This window comes from Pseudoalteromonas sp. MSK9-3, from assembly GCF_003590335.1.
Lineage (GTDB): Bacteria > Pseudomonadota > Gammaproteobacteria > Enterobacterales > Alteromonadaceae > Pseudoalteromonas.
The window spans coordinates 54495-71487 of sequence record NZ_MIET01000004.1; the positions used below are offsets into that span (position 1 = coordinate 54495).

The 16993-nt window shown below is 41.3% G+C and carries 13 protein-coding genes and 1 pseudogene; 5 read left to right on the forward strand and 9 right to left on the reverse strand.

Going from position 1 to position 16993, the window contains the following annotated elements:
- Positions 1-242 precede the first annotated feature (242 nt).
- From BGP78_RS00655 to BGP78_RS00665, 3 genes are read right to left on the reverse strand one after another with little or no spacing between them, the layout of a single operon-like run.
- Complete coding sequence (locus tag BGP78_RS00655) at positions 243-935, reverse strand: response regulator (RefSeq protein WP_119859598.1); 693 nt, start codon at positions 933-935, stop codon at positions 243-245.
- A 15-nt stretch (positions 936-950) separates the two neighbouring features.
- Positions 951-2495 carry an ATP-binding protein gene (locus tag BGP78_RS00660; protein WP_119859599.1) on the reverse strand — a complete coding sequence of 515 codons (1545 nt, stop codon included), beginning with the start codon at positions 2493-2495 and terminating at the stop codon, positions 951-953.
- An 11-nt stretch (positions 2496-2506) separates the two neighbouring features.
- The gene (locus BGP78_RS00665) at positions 2507-4021 is read right to left on the reverse strand and encodes a cytochrome-c peroxidase (protein ID WP_119859600.1); all 1515 of its coding nucleotides are present in this window, start codon (positions 4019-4021) and stop codon (positions 2507-2509) included.
- 385 nt (positions 4022-4406) lie between these two features.
- Between BGP78_RS00665 and BGP78_RS00670 the strand changes: the two genes are divergently transcribed.
- Entirely contained in the window at positions 4407-4661 is a 255-nt protein-coding gene (locus BGP78_RS00670; RefSeq protein ID WP_119859601.1) for a hypothetical protein, read from the forward strand.
- 30 nt (positions 4662-4691) lie between these two features.
- Here BGP78_RS00670 and BGP78_RS00675 read toward each other — a convergent pair whose 3' ends face one another.
- The gene (locus tag BGP78_RS00675; protein WP_119859602.1) at positions 4692-4919 is read right to left on the reverse strand and encodes a hypothetical protein; all 228 of its coding nucleotides are present in this window, start codon (positions 4917-4919) and stop codon (positions 4692-4694) included.
- 133 nt (positions 4920-5052) lie between these two features.
- On the opposite strand from BGP78_RS00675, the gene BGP78_RS00680 reads away from it, so the two are divergent.
- Both BGP78_RS00680 and BGP78_RS00685 read left to right on the forward strand, forming a co-directional pair.
- Positions 5053-5754 carry a hypothetical protein gene (locus BGP78_RS00680; protein ID WP_147386045.1) on the forward strand — a complete coding sequence of 234 codons (702 nt, stop codon included), beginning with the start codon at positions 5053-5055 and terminating at the stop codon, positions 5752-5754.
- Between the two features lie 86 nt (positions 5755-5840).
- Complete coding sequence (locus BGP78_RS00685) at positions 5841-7853, forward strand: ATP-binding protein (protein ID WP_182912188.1); 2013 nt, start codon at positions 5841-5843, stop codon at positions 7851-7853.
- Between the two features lie 9 nt (positions 7854-7862).
- Here BGP78_RS00685 and BGP78_RS00690 read toward each other — a convergent pair whose 3' ends face one another.
- From BGP78_RS00690 to BGP78_RS00715, 5 genes and pseudogenes are all read right to left on the reverse strand, one after another.
- The gene (locus BGP78_RS00690; RefSeq protein ID WP_119859605.1) at positions 7863-8576 is read right to left on the reverse strand and encodes a Sir2 family NAD-dependent protein deacetylase; all 714 of its coding nucleotides are present in this window, start codon (positions 8574-8576) and stop codon (positions 7863-7865) included.
- Positions 8573-9031, reverse strand: a complete 459-nt coding sequence (locus tag BGP78_RS00695; RefSeq protein WP_119859606.1) for a proteasome subunit alpha — start codon at positions 9029-9031, stop codon at positions 8573-8575. Before BGP78_RS00695 ends, BGP78_RS00690 begins: the two co-directional genes overlap by 4 nt.
- Positions 9032-9172: 141 nt before the next feature.
- On the reverse strand, positions 9173-10069 hold the full coding sequence (locus BGP78_RS00700; protein WP_119859607.1) for a DMT family transporter: 897 nt from the start codon (positions 10067-10069) through the stop codon (positions 9173-9175).
- A gap of 427 nt (positions 10070-10496) precedes the next feature.
- A pseudogene (locus BGP78_RS00705) lies at positions 10497-10807 on the reverse strand (ISAs1 family transposase); the annotation flags it as partial.
- Between the two features lie 688 nt (positions 10808-11495).
- Positions 11496-12473, reverse strand: a complete 978-nt coding sequence (locus BGP78_RS00715) for a hypothetical protein (RefSeq protein WP_147386046.1) — start codon at positions 12471-12473, stop codon at positions 11496-11498.
- A 376-nt stretch (positions 12474-12849) separates the two neighbouring features.
- Between BGP78_RS00715 and BGP78_RS00720 the strand changes: the two genes are divergently transcribed.
- Together BGP78_RS00720 and BGP78_RS00725 are read left to right on the forward strand one after the other, a co-directional pair.
- Positions 12850-14475 (forward strand): methyl-accepting chemotaxis protein, encoded by a 1626-nt coding sequence (locus tag BGP78_RS00720; RefSeq protein WP_119859610.1) that lies wholly within the window; start codon positions 12850-12852, stop codon positions 14473-14475.
- Between the two features lie 99 nt (positions 14476-14574).
- A complete protein-coding gene (locus BGP78_RS00725; protein WP_119859611.1) occupies positions 14575-16761 on the forward strand; it encodes a fasciclin domain-containing protein in 2187 nt (728 codons plus the stop codon).
- The last annotated feature ends 232 nt before the right edge of the window (positions 16762-16993 follow it).

The following is a 16993-nucleotide window of genomic DNA, read 5'->3' on the forward strand; positions in this document are numbered from 1 at the left end:
ATGACCCTATTCTGCAAAAAACACAAAATAGGAACATTTTATTGTCCCACTCTCCCGCTTTAATGTAAAGCGCGCATCAGAGCGCGCAATTGAACTGCTATGAATGTTAAACCAAGGCTATTATTATAAAAAAAGCGGGAGATGAAGTTAATCCGTAAGGCTAATTCACCTTGCTTACCACTGCACATATAGGTCAAATATAGCGGTGATTAAATAATCTAATGCTGAATTTACGCCACCCATTACTCGCTTTGTGCCTCAAACTTATAGCCAGCACCATAAATTGAATGAATAAACTCATGCTCAGGCGCGATACCGTGCAACTTTTTACGGATTTTCTTAATGTGGCTGTCAATAGTACGGTCGCTGACAATGCGATCATCATCATAAATATGATTCATCAACTTATCTCGGCTATAAATTCTCCCTGGGTGAGACTGCATTGATTTTAAGAGTAAAAATTCAACATGGGTAAAACTTACGCTGTTGTTTAAAAATGACACGAAGAGCGTATCTTCATTTAGCCTAAGCTTATCTTCTATATCATGCTTTTGACCATTACCGTTCAGCGTCACTCGGCGCAGTACCGCTTTAACACGAGCGACAACTTCTCTGGGGCTATATGGTTTGCACACATAGTCATCTGCGCCAATCTCTAGGCCAAGTAGCCGATCAATTTCCTCTACTTTTGCGGTCGTCATTATGACTGGTACATTAGATTTAGCACGCACCATTTTACAAATTTCAATTCCATCTACGTTCGGTAACATGATATCGAGAAGGATTAAATGTGGATCAAATGTTGAAAACGCATGCTCAGCATCGGCCCCATCAGCAACAATACGTGTTTCATAATCTGCTTTTTCTAAATATTTACTCAGAATATCTGCCAGCTTAGGCTCATCTTCAACAATTAATATGCGTGTTTTATCCAAAGGTTGCAGTCCGTTTTAGTGAGAAAACTCCATTATAATAGCGAGTCCACCCAGATCACTCAAGTCTGCTCGTATTGTCCCTTGATGGCCCTCAACAATACTGGTACAAATTGCGAGGCCGAGTCCCGAACCGCCCGCTTGACGGGTTCTAGCACTGTCGACTCTATAAAGGCGATCAAACAACTTGGGCAATTGCTCAGCGGCAACACTTGGTGAACTATCTTCCCATATTACCTGTGTTTTATCCGACGTTTGCGTCACAGTGACACTTAACTGCCCATTTTTTTGTGCTGACACATCTGTATACCGAATGGTGTTTTGCAATAAGTTATCAAACAACTGGCTAATTCGCTGCGGATCACAGTGTAATGTCAACTTATCATCACATCTCATTGTTATCTCAAATAGTGAAAGCCCCGTACTGCGTTTATCAATACAGCGATTTAATACCCCACTCAGTTCACAAGGCATCATATTGTAAGTGAGTGCTCCCCTATCCGATAACGACAATTGGTGTAAATCATCTACCAAGTTAGTAAGTCGTTCTATTTCTTCATAAAGAGAGCTTAACTGTGCTTCATCAGTATCAATAACACCGTCAATCATCCCCTCTAATTCGGCTCTTATTACCGCAATAGGTGTACGTAGCTCATGTGAAATATCGGCAATCCATTGTTGTCTGGCCGTCTGATTTTGCGCCAAAGTATCTGCCAGCTTATTCATATCACGTGCCAGCAATCCGAGCTCATCTCGACGGTTTAATACAACTTTATTTTCATAGTCTCCTCCCGCTAAACGCCTTGCATTTCGTCGCAGTCGTATAATGGGTTGTACTAAATATTTACTAAATGGAATGGCTAAAATAACCGTGACTAACAAAGCCAAAAGCGCAATGTGTAAAAACTGTTGCGCTTGTTGTTTGGCAAACATCGAGTCAAAACGAGACGTAACCAAAGTGCCATTTTCAATCCCAATGAAACCAATTAACTCTCCCTGCCCTTTCGTTTGCGCGTTATCATCACCACTATACATAGGTAACCATAGCGCCGAGTGGGCCATGTCAGCTTTACCAATCAATAGTTGACCGTTTGGTAACTTAAATATGAGCCGGTTTGACGCTGGCCTCTCTCCCTTTCTTGGTGGTCCCTTTCGCCCTGGACGCGCTTCATTTTGCGGCGGTGGACGACGATATGACCTGTCACTTGCGTCCATGTCTCCTCGTTTAGGGCGGTATTCCCGCCCAGCAGGGCGAGCATCTTCAGGCTTGCGTCCTCGCTTTGGAGGCCGGCTTGTATTATCTCCATTCACTTGGCGATACAACTGCATGATTTCACTTAACTGCGCAGAGCGGTGACGTACCCAAGAAAAACCATTTTGTGCTTTATACGTCTCTACCACTTTCACAATCACCACTTGCATTTTATCGCGCGCATTGCTTTGCACATACTGCGCAAAGCTTTTTTCAAACGCAATTTGATTTGCAATGTAAATTGCTAACACCAGTGCCGAGTTAGCAATTAATATCATCAACAGTAATTTGACACGTATAGTCACTTTCATGGAGTTACACTTTATCCTTTATGACGAGTTAGTACATTTAAACGCAAGTTATCTGGGTCGACAGTTTTAGGGCCTGGGATCCATTTTTGTAAACACCGTTTATCTTTAGCGCAATTGTCGGTTAATGCGCGTAAAAATGCTACTAAGTCTTTTTGCTGCGCACTATTAAGTGGTGCTACAACAAATGGTGAACTTTGCAATAACGTTAATGCCGTTTGGCTGTTAACTCGTGCATTTTCATTAAGAGACTCACACTCACTCGTTTGCGCAAACTGCTTTAACCCACATGCGCCCCCTCGTTCAAAAAATGCGTCAATCGCGGTAGCTGGGTCGACATAATGCGCAACCACTTGATCTAAAGTTTCATATGCGCCTGCATGACCATAAGGCGCTGTTAGAGCTATATTCAATAGACTCGGTACTCGAAAGGCAAATTGGTTTTGTATCTGCGGGTCTATCAACCCCCGCCCTAAATCAGCATTGTCATCATTTTTGCCAATGCCATACTGGGGAAAAGCCAAATTAAAGAATCCATCGTTGGTAAACCGCTCGCCACCATGACAGTTTACACAACCAGCACCGCCCTCCGCTGCTTGGGTAAAAAAGAGCTTCGCGCCACGCTTTTGTGCTGGCTTTAATGCATTATTATTCCCTTTCACATAACGACTCCAGTCATTATCAACCAATATGAATGAGGATTGATATTGCCCTAACGCCAAGTCGATACTATCGAAAGTGATCAATGACTGCGCATCAGCTTCGCTGTTAAATGCTTTTCTAAATTCAGTTAACCATTCGTTGGTAGCCAACCCTCCAGACTCTACACCATAATCTCCAATCCGTTGCGCCAAGTGACTGCGTACATCGTCATTGCTTGACGCATCGGCAAACGCGTTGCCTCGCATTTCTTGTACTGACGTCACAGGAAAACGAGATAGCGCTTCAACTAATGAGTCCCCAGCGTTACTATCCGCAACCCCAAATCCAGAGTCTGGCGTACTAATAAATGCACTGATATTGCCGGCTTCATCTACTTGGCTAACCTTTTCGACTCTGCCGTCCCAAAACAAGGCTTGAGTGGCTAATCCAACATTAAATATTGTTGGTGAGTTTCTCGGAATATCTATTTCATCATTCATCGCCTGACGACTCAGGCCGACTGTGTCAGCATCAATGGCATTCACGCCAATAGGTAAGCTCAGTGAGTCTCCCCCGCCCAACTTAGGATGATGACAACTTGCGCACGCCACACTTTTTTCACCACCGAGTGCTTTACTGAAAAACAGCTGCATACCCAGTTGAGGGATCGGATCGTGAATATTCGGTCCGGTATCTTGCCCTAATATATGCCCAGTTAGTTCAAACTGAGCGATCAAGGCACGCAATTCGCTATCAAGCTGATTTTCTATTTGTGGCGGCTTTGTTGGCGGTCTCTTATTTTGTGGCGGTGGTGACGCGGCAGCGACACTGCACACAAATACAGTTAGCGCCGCAAAAGCGCTCAGTAAATAAGGTTGCTTGCTCATAGTACATCCAGCATATTTAAGACTTCGGGATCTGAACAGTGACAACACAAAGTGCAAATAATGTGAAAGTAATGTAGAGGTTGGTAGTAACAATCTTGACTAAAAGTCGCCCTCCTGTACGCTTGAATGCGGTATTGATTTCCAAATTTACGGCGTAAATACAGCACTATAAAAATTAAAGTAACTTTTTCAGAGCCAAATCTAGCAGGGAAAAAAATGACATTACTTACACAACAAACAGGCCGTTATTTATTACTATTTTGCGCTTTCATCGCACACTTATCATGTATTGTATTGGGAGAGCAGTGCTACCGTGCTCAATTAGCACGCGCGCCATCATTGAATCGCCATCCACGGGACACTTTTCGCCCCATTAGCGACCGTGATGATAGCTTGTATATTTATTATCTGTGCATTGTATGCACTCGCTGGCGCTATCGTGCGTCTTCCTTTAACCCGTGTCGCTATTTATATCATTGGCTCTATTTGTATACTGCGGGGTTTAGCCACTTTTCCTCTATTACTCAGTCACCCAGAGATGGCAAGTACATTCGCCATCATTGCAGGTATTTTATGGTTTTTATGTGGGGTAGGCTACTTACTAGGGTATAAGCTCATGGGTTGTGATGAACCGCTATGACGCCCATTAAAATATAGACAAAAACCCTGCCTATTCATCACTTTGTGTTTGTTTTTTCCGTTGCTCCTGTTTGGCTTTAGCAACGTTTTTAAAGACAGTCGGCGGAATAGGAAATAGCGAAATGAGCGGCATAAACGCAATAAAAATATACGCCCCTTTTGGCATTCCTTTTGCCCACTTGACCATACGCCATAAGATAAAAAATATCAGCGGCAGTATTAGTGCCCCTGTTATTGTTGTTAAGACCAACATATCCATGATTATTTCCCCCTTTTTATACAAAAATTAAGTTATTAAATAGGTGGTGCCAATTTATTTATATACAAGTAAATTTAAATACAACCCTTTAGATCGAGATACTTTTGGCATAGCATAACCCCATGCTAACAAAATGAGATTCACCGTGGACCCAAGCGTTTCAGCGCTAATTAGCCTGATAAAAAAACACAACTTACCTGAAATTAGTGAACTATATACTCGCTCAAACTCGTCAGAAAATATAGCTCAACTAAAATTCATGTATCAAAGTGCCCTGCAAAGCCCTGAGGTGTATAGTTTCTATCAAGATTTATGTACCAAGGTGAGCGCGTCTAAAGCGATGCCTATCGGCGTCATAGCAGGTATTAATGACCCTGCGCGATTTACATTTTTTACCCCTGCGCTCAAACAAAATAATGGGTTTTCTCAGGCCAATGAACAAGGAAATACAGCACTACATATATTATTTTCCAACCCACATAACAGTGTGCCACCGTTTAATTATATTCGTTCACTCTTATTATTTGAAAGTAACGAGGGCCTTATACACGCACTTAAACAACGTAATAACCAGCAACTTACTGCTATCGAGTGCTACTTTGCCTATAACACTCACTTCGATAATTTACCTGCTCATGAACTGTCTGCACTTTTAGCACTCATTGAAGCACAAACACAATTACTACCTCAACAAGAGACCGTATTAGCCGCCATTTGTAAAAAATTGAAAGCCAGTGAACATGTCCACCAGCTGAGTGAGGATAATCATCGTATTTTACTTTTAGCCAGCACATATAAAGTATCTGTATCTGCAGTGTGCGATTTGTTGAAATAAATTATTCAACCCAGGCGCTAGTCCTCGCTTTTTAATAAAGCTTCGTTATACTGCCAAAATGTTGTTGCTTAGGAAGGCGTATGCCCATGAATAAATTAAAACTATTACATTCAATCACTGCGGACCATACGCTGCCATTTGAGCAGAAGATTCAAGAATTATTGCAACTGGGCTGTCGTATCTTTAACTGTCAAATCGCCATCGTCAGTCGTATTGACGCAGAGCAATATCATGTAGAACATGTTCATACACCAGACAATAGTTTACCTGTTGGGGCGCAGTTTCCGTTAGGTGAAACATATTGTTGCCATACTTTAGCCGCCAATTCGTCACTGGCATTTGATCATGCCAGTGAAAGTGACATAGCAACACATCCCTGCTACTTAAATTTTGGTTTAGAAAGTTATATTGGTGCACCGCTGCAAGTGCAAGGGCAACGTTATGGCACAGTTAACTTCTCTTCGCCGGATATCCATGCGGGTAAGTTTACTCAAGACGACCACGACTTTGTGTGGCTGCTGTCACAATGGATAGGTAATGAAATCACTCGCAATCACTCCTTGCTCCTCTCTACGCAAAATCAAGAGATCCAACAAGCAATGGGAGAACTCGCTATTATTGGTGGATGGCAAGTAAACCTTGCCAATAATGCAGTTATTTGGACTGATACTACTCGAGCCATTCACGAAGTAGACGCAGACTTTCAGCCTACAGTAGAAACCGCGATTGAGTTTTATCAAGAGCAAGATCGTGAAACCGTTGCCAATTTAGTCAATACAGCCATTGAGCTAGGCACCCCCTGGAAAGCAGAGTTTTTATTAAATACTGCAACAGGGAATAAAGTGTGGGTAGAAACACAAGGCAAAGCGGTATTTGAAAATGGCCAATGTGTGCGCTTATATGGTGCCATACAAAATGTTGACGAGCGGGTAAAAACACGCATTGCATTAACCGAACAAAAAGAACTCGCAGAACGCATGTTGCAGACGCGCAGTTTATTTCTTGCCAATGTCAGTCATGAACTTCGCACGCCAATGAATGGCATTGTCGGGATGTTACAACTATTAGCGCAATCATCATTAGATGAAACGCAAAAGAATATGCTTGATGTGGCCTCGCGTAGCACCCAATCTTTAACCCGCTTACTCAATGACTTTTTAGACTTCTCAAAAATAGACGCGGGTATGCTGTCATTAGAACAAACTGAATTTGAGCTGCCACATTTAATTAATGGCCTTAAATTAGCTTACCAAACCCAATGTAATGAAAAGGGTATTGGTCTTGAATTCAATTTATCGAATTTAAAACACCAATACTTAATTGGAGATCCTGTACGAGTCAAACAAGTGCTGCAAAACCTCATCAGCAATGCCATAAAATTCACGGCACAAGGTCATATTAATATTACCTTATGTAGTGTTGAACATGATGGAAAGTGCATTATAAATGGTCAGGTCTCTGATTCAGGTATTGGTATGAGTGAAACCGTGCAAAATACATTGTTCACACCCTTCTCTCAAGCAGATCAGAGTACCACACGTCAATACGGTGGTACGGGTCTCGGGCTATCAATTGTTAAACGCTTATGCGAACTCATGTCTGGCAGCATTAGTGTAAGTAGTGAGTTTGGTATTGGTAGTGCCTTTAGTTTTACACTGGTACTGGGGATCGGTGAAGCATCAGGTTATACAATAAGCGACGTACACAATCAACAACAGCTCCCCGATAACTTCAAAGCATTGGTCGTAGAAGATAACGCAGTAAACCGCATTGTGTTAGCACAAATACTGAAAAAATGGCAGGTGCGTTATGAGTTTGCCTTCGATGGAGAGCAAGCATTGGCACGCTTAGATCAAGCACCCGATGACCCTTATGACGTGATTTTAATGGATTGTCAAATGCCTAATATGGATGGCTATCAAGCAACACAGGCAATACGCCAACGCACAAGTAACGATAAAGACACGCATATCATCGCACTTACCGCCAATGCAATGAGTGGTGAAGCCAAAAAGTGCTATGCCGCCGGAATGGATGACTACCTCGCAAAGCCCATTGATATAAAAGCCTTACATAAAGCACTATGCAAAGCACTTTAAAGCTGAATTTTATCGGTTGATATACTCAAGTGCAGTCATCTGGTGATACTGCACCTGATCGTATAAAACGTGCACTGGCTCAGGATCAACAATTTCGATGGGAATAGACCGCTGTCTTGCAATATCCAATGCAATCTGGGTAATATTCACACTAAAGGACGTACCCATAAATACAATTTTACTGGCGTGACGCATTTGCTGTTCCGCCAAGCCAATTTGATATAACTCGGTGTAATATTCATCAAACAACAGCACATAAGGTTTGAACGACTGATTAAGCTCAGGACCTTGAGTGCCTATTTTAAATAAAGACAGTAGCGAGTCACCCAAATAAGTTTCATCGACTTCATGCCATGGCGCCACGTGACGCGATACATCATCTCCTTGCGTATGAAACAGGGTAATTTGATCTAACCGACCATGTATTGAAATATAACTTTCGTTGCCCGCTTTACCGTCTAGTCCATCAATATTTTGGGTAATAAGTTGTTTATCGGCCAACCATGCGTGTACTTCATTCGGTCCGTGATCTCGATACTGTGCAAATCGGTGATAATACCAAATGAGAAATTCTCGTGGGTACGTTTGATACATTGCACGAGTTGCCATTTCTTGCGGTGTATAATTTTTACTTCCTATGGTCCAAAAACCATCGGTTCCTCGAAAGGTCGGGATCCCACTTTGGGCGCTCACACCAGCACCTGTAATGTATAAAGTCGTCACACTGATTCACGCTCCCGTTTTGATAATGCACAGCCTTTAACATCAAATGATTGTAACGCCCCACCAGTAGACTTATCTCTCGTGCAAGCATAACTCAATGCCTCTACAGCATCCTTACCAAAATCCATTGCTGCAATAGCCCATTTAGCGCCAGAGCCGATGGCCCAGTTTTGCTCGAGAGGCTCTAAATACTTAAATCCTCTCCTAACCTCGCCAAAAAATATTTTTTTATGCTTATCGACCATAAAAAACTCACACGTAATGGGTTTAAACTCACCATCATTCCAATGTTTTTTTAAATGATATATTTCAGCACAATTCCCCGTAGCAAACACCCGGCCTTGCTCTACATCAAAGTACTTTTTAGCATGTGACGTTACGATACAATCATGGGTTGTCGTAAAGCTGTCGGTGCAAATGATTTGACTCGGGTAATGAAATGCAATTGTTGTCAAAAAGTGGTTCCGTCCTCTGTAATTACTTATTCAATCTAAAACTTTTTATTTAGCTATCATATCAATAGTATACACCGTTTAAAGGGCACAATGGCCCTTGACTTACTGCAGTTGCAGTTTGTTTTGGTTCTCCTCGAACGGCTATGTCGCCGGAACATTCTTTTTACTGCCCACCCACTGCTCTCCAAAAGTAAACAGAGCTAGACTAAGTAAGATAATTGCGGCACCTGCCAATAGTGTCACCGTCAATGTTTCACCATTTAACCAACTTCCCAAAGCCACTGCAAAGGCAGGGGTTATCAAGGTTGTTAACGCAACCGTGCTCGCCGGCAATTTTTGTAAAATATGAAAGTAAGCTAAAAAGCCAAGTAATGAGCCAAAAACGCCCAAATAAACGGTTGCCAAAATAGAGCGTTCACTCCAAAGTGCAGGAGTTAGCTCTCCATTCATAACCCACCAAACGATACCAAACAAAGGTGTGACAAATACTAACGCACCAAATGTCGTTGCCATGGGGTGAACAGCGAGTTGTACACGTTTGGTCATTACGCCACTCAGGCTAAAGCAAGATACTGCCAAAAATACATATAACAATCCTAATGGCGGTACTTGAAAGGTTTGTATTTGCACTGCACAGATCAAATATAAGCCAATAAGAGACAAGCTTAAAGCAATCAATTTAACTAACGTAAAGCGGGGTTCATTGAGTAACCTTTGAGCTAGCAAACCAGATAAAATCGGCGCAATACCAAAAATTAACGAAATGACCCCAGACGGCACTGTTTTTGCCGCAAGGTAGCTCAATAACATCCCACCAAAAATACCTAATGCAGAGTAACTGTATAAAGTACATGCCTGACGGTGCCATGGCACACGAATTTTACTCATTGCGATAACGAGTCCCGCTAACACTAACGCAATAGACATTCTCAAGAATACGCTTAAGGTCGCCGGCATAGTTTCACTGCTCCAGACAATACCGAGCGGGGTCGTTGACCAAATAAAAATAACAAAAATATACGATGCCTGTATTGGCATTAGATAACTCCTTTAAAAAGGATGATAAAAGTGGGGGGAGAATATAGACTCACTAACCGCTTCTAACATCACGGTTAGCCAAAAACTTAACCGCAGCGCATCCACGACAACACGACAAGTGTACTTTGCCATGGTCGATTAGAAAATGCTGTAGTTAGTAAGATCATTGTGTTTGTCAAAAATTGTACAAGGATTACATTTGTATCAAAATTGAGGACTATGTCAACGCATAATCAGATATTATTTGCGATTAAGTTCGTTTTAGTCAGATAGACAGTATGGTAAAACTCGATAACATAGCGGATTGATTATCTATATAAAATTGGTACATCGATGATTATTATTGCTGTTATACTTGTCATGACGCTGATAAAAACTTCACTCCTTGGGTAAGGCCCAGTGCGCGAGCACACTTTGTTAATTCCTGTTAACCAAACAAAAGTTCAGCTCTAAAATCATCGTCAAAACTTGCGGCAACGAGTTTACTTCGAATCGACCCTTTGCTTTTTTGTGCTGCTTAACCATGTTGCGAACAACTCGCCTAAATAGCGCCATATGCTGGGCGCCCAGTGCCTCATGAATTTGGCAACTGCCTTCTTTGAACACCACATACAGTATCCAATGCTGTTGATTTTCTATCAACCAGTGTTGGCGAATTGCTTTTGATATGAGCGTGTTATCTCTTGATGAACTCAGGTAATAATGTGTATCAATACTGGCCTTTAGCCCCTTAGTTCGAGGTGAGAAAATAAAGATATTGCGATAGATAAATAGGAAAACTGATGCTATTAGATCATAGATTTGCCTTGTTTACAAAGTGTGATCCCGCCCGGCTTGCAATAGTGAATGTACAATTATGTGCCTATCCCATATTACTCTTTCACTTCGGATTTGAATGTTCAACTAGTTAGAGCTAAATATTTTTAATGGGGTCAATGACTCTGACCCCTTTGAATACTATCGTTCAGTGTAAAACCTGACTCTAACAACCTACTGACTCATTCCTTTTGATATTTTTTACTGAAGAATAACAAAATCCATAACAGAGAGGCTGTTATTATCCAATTAAGATAATACATATTTGTACCTTCAAATACATTCAATAAGCCTAGTAGCGAGGTAAATGTAACTCCCAATGAAAAAAATAAAAACATGTTAATAACAGACTCAACATCCATTGCTTTTACTTTATTTACTTTAAATACGCCCCAAAACACTATAAAGCAAATAATACCTCCAAAGGGTAAAGGTAGCTCTAAACTAATAAAATAGGAGCTAGGTATACAAATATAAAAAAACGTTTTTTTGAAATCCTCATTAAAAGCAAAAGAAATTAAAAATATTAACGCTATATATAAAATTATCATTACTTAAAACATCATTAAAAAGCTCTTAAGTATTTAGCTTGAGCCAAAGTTACAAAAAGTTACGCGCGTACAGGCCAGCATATGGTATCAGAAACCCAACCCGCTCCACTACCAGTGCTTACTGATCTACAAGAAATTGACACACGGCTTCCGCTTTCATTGGAGCCGAAGTTATAATTGCTTCCCCCACCTGACGAACCACCAGCAGCATTAGAACTCGAGCCAACAATTCTTAATAATCCATTCTTTTTGTCGTTTGGCAGCTTTAAAAGCGCGTTTTGGAAACCTTTAGTAGACAGCTCAGATAAAAACTCTCCATTCCTGTATAATCCCATTTGACCGTTCAAAAAAACCATTTTATCACCAATTCTTTTATTTTCTGTATAAAATGGTATGTCATTATTGAATACAGCGCTTAAAGATGCTCCTGTTAATGACGCTAATGCTTGAGCAACAAACCCGCTCTCGCCAGCGACTTTAATCCCTACCTTTAAAGAAACAGTACCAAAGAAGGTCCAGGTGAGAGTGTTCATTACATAAGAGCGTGCTTGCTTTTGGCTATCAAGGTACTTTTGAGTCACGTTTTGCACTACTGGCATTGTCTCGAGGGCTTCCTTTAAATAATGCTCATACTCATCAAACAACAACTCCCCACCAATTTCTTGGGTGGATTCAAGGCTTTGAAAGCTGGAAAGTTCAGGTGTCAATGAAGAAGAGTTACTAAATAACCCTGTTCCGTGAAGTAAGATTAATATTTCTCCTACGGTATAAGCTACCGTATTTCCATCGCTACTGACAAAAGTAAATTTGTATGAAGGGTCGATGTTAAGTTTCTTTAATGAGGGAGCAATCAAACCTAATGTTTTAATTGGCTCACAAACTGAATCACAGTTTAAAACTATTTCTAAATGCTGTAAGTCAAAGCCTTCGGTTTGTTCCGCTTTAGAACTTGGAGAAAAGGAGCAAGCTAACAAGGCTAAAGACAATAAAGTTTTTTTCATTTGATTAAATTTCTCAATATCTGGATAAAAACCCAAAATAGGTACCAAATGACACGTTAAAAATAACATTCGTTCAATATGGGTTTACAATTTATTTAGAATATTAAAAGACTTATATGGATACTCCCAGTATGTCAAACTGGGATAAATCTCGCGGTGTAGAATAAACCACCTAGTTTTTCCAGTGTGTCACTGCCACTATGTGACGTTTGACCCATATGCAATTAAACGTTTCTCTGATATATATCCGAGCTTAACTGTTAAATTCGGGATAATGCTCTTTGCTATTCGCCTTATTGTTAACAAAAATCTCGTAAAATCAACCTAACCTATCGGTTAACGCGCATAAAATTAGACAAATAGTCCACTGTCATCAACAATTGAGTGTGACTTACCTTTGAAGTGTGACGTTATGAATATCAGATATAAAGTGACTCTCCCTGTTGTATGTGCGATGACTCTGATCCTCACTTGCAGTATTTTTAGCATTGTTCGTCTAGAACTACTTATCCATCAATATCAAGAGTTATTCCAACAAGATATTCACCGCTTAAATCATATCGCAAGCTTAGAGTCCGAATTTAAAAGCCAAGTTCAAGCATGGAAAAATGTGTTGATCCGTAACGAAGAGAAATATTGGCAACAATTTGAGACTCACCACTCTACCATACAAAAAAATATCAAAAATAGCCTAAACCAATTAACACAGGTAGACGCTGAGTATATTTCACTTCTAACCCAAGTCAAAAATAAACATAACACACTGTTACCTAAGTACTTAACGGCCTATCAAGCTTTTAACGCAACACAAAGCATTGTAAACACCGATAAAATGGTCCGTGGTATCGACCGAGATATGGCGAACTTCTTAAAAGAAACACGAATTGATGTGCAAACAGCCTCCAACCAACATTTAGCAGCTATTAATGCCCAGCAAACTCTCGTGATGACCGTCTATCCAATTATTGCACTTATTATTTCATTGGTAGTCATCGTCGTCATGTTACAGCTCTTAAAAAGAACCATCATCTTGCCACTGCGGGCACTGATAGCAAATACCGTACTCATCGCACAAGGAAAGTATGATTTACCCATGAGCTACCCGTATCAAGATGAACTCGGTGATTTATCGAATGCCATTGTCGATATTAAAACACATATTGTCGAAGCTGTTTCGAATATAACGGTGGTCAAAGGAGAAGTTGAAGAGGCATTTGGCGAAATAGATAACGTCAGTGAACAAATAACGCAAGGCTCTAATGACCAAGAGCGATGCAGTGCAGACATGGAAAAAACCATCGCAGGTCTCGCTGATATTGCTGAGCAGTTACAACAGCACAGCCAAATGGCACTCAACTCAACTAACACAGTGACGAATCAGGCAACACAGTGCACAGACATCGTTGATAACTCTGCAAACAGTATGAAAATACTGGTTACTGAGGTTGAAAAAACCTCTGCTGTTATACAAGACTTAGAACAACAAGCAGGCAGTGTCAGTTCTGTTTTAGATGTCATAAGTAGTATTGCAGAACAAACCAACCTTCTAGCACTTAACGCAGCAATTGAAGCCGCTCGAGCAGGTGAAGCTGGTCGTGGGTTCGCCGTCGTTGCTGATGAAGTACGTAGTTTGGCATCAAAAACCCAACAATCGACTTTGAGTATCACCTCAGTTATTAATAATTTACAAAGTGCAGCGCAAAATGCGGTTAGCGCGATGCAAGAAGAAATCTCTATCACAACAAAAAATGCAGAGCAGACAACATTAGCCCAACAATCTTTGAAAGAAATAATGCAAGAGATGGTGCAAATGACACAGTTAAATAATCAAGTGGCACATGCTGCAGAACAGCAATCAAACATTACAGAATCATTGCAACAAACCTTACTTCAACTTCAATCAATATCAAATAATTACAAAGCGTTAGCACAGAGTGACAAAGTAAGTAAAACCGTTGCAAATGCCAATCATGATCTTAACGTGATGGTTGAAAAGTTACGAGGCAACCTGTCCCATCAAGAAGTGGAGCTCTTTTAAAAGGCTGTACATTAAACTGAGTTAATTCAATATCGCACTGATCGTTCATAAATAATACAGCGTACTTTCATTTAGTTCTTAACTTGAAGGAATGGAACATTGAAAGCACTAACACACACCCTATCAGCAGCTTTTGCTGCTATTTTACTCGTTGCTTGTAACAGCGATGATGATCACAACGCAGTTACACCAACCGTCCAACCAACAGCAACAACGATTGTTGAGGTTGCAAAAAGCGCGGGGAACTTCACAACGCTAATCGCAACACTTGAAGCAACTGGGCTTGATAGCACTTTGGCCAATGAGAACGAAAAATATACCGTTTTTGCACCAACTGATGCCGCATTTGAAGCTCTCGGCCAAGAAACAATTGATGCATTGTTGGCAGATACAAACACGCTCAGCAGTATACTAACTTATCATGTTGTCGCTGGCGAAGTTGCAGCGCAAGCCGCAGTTAACTTAGCAGGAAGCCTTGTCCCGACCGTTAATGGAGAAAATATCGCCTTATCATTAGACTCGGATACCTTACTCGTTAACAAAGCGTCAGTAACAACCACAGATATCCAAGCCAGTAATGGAGTAATTCACGTCATCGATGCCGTATTGCAGCCCATAAATAGTACGGACGAAGCAACCGGCAATATAGTCGAGACGGCTGACGATGCTGGGGTATTCACCACACTCTTATCAGCTTTGAAAGTTACAGGGTTAGACACCGTATTAAGCAACGGTGAAAACAAGTACACCGTATTCGCACCAACAGATGCTGCATTCTTAGCTCTGGGGCAAAAAACAATTAATACGTTGCTAGCGAACCCTGAGACGTTAAAGAAAATACTGCAACAACATGTCATCACGGCGCAAGTAGATTCGGTAACCGCGATGTCACTTAATGGCAAAACTGCAACCACCGCACTAGGCAATGAATTAAACATCACAATTAATCCAGCAACAGACACTCTTTTATTTGCTGGCGTTCCTGTATCGACGACTGATATTATGACAACCAACGGCGTGATCCACATTATTGACGCTGTAATAACTGCAGATGTCGCATTACCTGAAAGCTATGGTACTTTAGCTGACGTTGCCACCGAAGCGGGTAGCTTCACTACTTTATTGAGTGTGCTAAGTGCGACAGGCCTCGATGCACTCGTTGCAGATCCAACGAAAACATTTACCGTGTTCGCCCCAACAGACGATGCATTTGCTGCACTTGGCCAAGAAACACTCACCGCTTTACTAAATGACACCGAGCAATTAAAAAATATACTACTCTATCATCTTATTGCAGACAGTACCGTGTTACAAGATGCCGCTGTTGCGGTAGCCAATAGCAACAATCAGATGATAAATATGGCCAATGAGAGCCAAGCGACTCTGTCGTATTCTGATATGGTGTTGTTTATAAATACCTCTGCTGTTACCACCGCAAACGTTAACGCTGACAACGGCGTAATACATGTGGTCAATTCAGTCATGATCCCGCCAAAAAGTATGGGAGAGCCAACCAAGACAATAGCGCAAACCGCAATAGATACACCCGAACTGTCAACGCTTGTGAGTGCTCTACAAGCAGCTAACCTCGTCGATACATTTAACGATACGACTAAGTCATACACGGTGTTTGCACCTACAAATACCGCCTTTAAAAAGCTACCAGCTGACACTTTAACCGCGCTACTTGCAGACTCAAGTGCGCTCACCAACATACTCACTCAACACGCGATTGAAGGAGCCATAAACAGCCAGTCTGCTTATGCCAATAATGCAAAAAAAGTGACGACGCTTGCCAACAGCAAATTGAGTGTGTCTATCTATAACTTTGGCTCAACGTCTAACACAGCAAACGACAGCATAGCCTACAGCGGCGCACAACAAGGGTTAGTGACGGGTAATGGTGCAGACAAGAAAGGCATGACTGTTTATGTCTTTGATAACGATCTCGAGCAAACTAGCAGTACCTGTAACGATGCATGCAAAGACACCTGGCCACCGGTACTAGGTACTGAGCAAAGTATTCAAAACATCCAAGGCTTGTCACTGATCACCCGAGATGATGCAACAACACAAGTTGCTTATCTTGGCCGCCCACTTTATCACTACATCAATGACAAGCAGATGGGTGATAAAAATGGCAATGGTATCAATAATATATGGTGGACGGTCAATTTACCCACGACATCACTACAAATTGCAGGCAGTAATGTCATTATTAAAGACATATACACTTCCAATGGCATAGTCCACTTAATCGATACCGTGATCACTCAAGCAAAATAAAGTATTTCCATCAGACGTTTCTGCGCCCAAATATGTGGGCGCCTTTCTTTTAGCGACTTATCTATACGAAATCGAGGTAAAGTACGTTTTTACAAAACATTCCTAATGAATCTGCGCATGAAATACGTAGGGTGCTTACAAACACTTACAGTCTCCCACATCCACTCACAGAGTTGCAACAGACACTAACACGCCCCTTGCTTAAGATAGCCCTTAAAACACATACTCAGGA

Coding starts and splice junctions, on each gene's coding strand:
- BGP78_RS00660 (WP_119859599.1), bottom strand. CDS start 2,495: ATGAAAGTGACTATACGTGTCAAATTACTGTTGATGATATTAATTGCT.
- BGP78_RS00665 (WP_119859600.1), bottom strand. CDS start 4,021: ATGAGCAAGCAACCTTATTTACTGAGCGCTTTTGCGGCGCTAACTGTA.
- BGP78_RS00670 (WP_119859601.1), top strand. CDS start 4,407: ATGATAGCTTGTATATTTATTATCTGTGCATTGTATGCACTCGCTGGC.
- BGP78_RS00675 (WP_119859602.1), bottom strand. CDS start 4,919: ATGGATATGTTGGTCTTAACAACAATAACAGGGGCACTAATACTGCCG.
- BGP78_RS00680 (WP_147386045.1), top strand. CDS start 5,053: ATGAGATTCACCGTGGACCCAAGCGTTTCAGCGCTAATTAGCCTGATA.
- BGP78_RS00685 (WP_182912188.1), top strand. CDS start 5,841: ATGAATAAATTAAAACTATTACATTCAATCACTGCGGACCATACGCTG.
- BGP78_RS00700 (WP_119859607.1), bottom strand. CDS start 10,069: ATGCCAATACAGGCATCGTATATTTTTGTTATTTTTATTTGGTCAACG.
- BGP78_RS00720 (WP_119859610.1), top strand. CDS start 12,850: ATGAATATCAGATATAAAGTGACTCTCCCTGTTGTATGTGCGATGACT.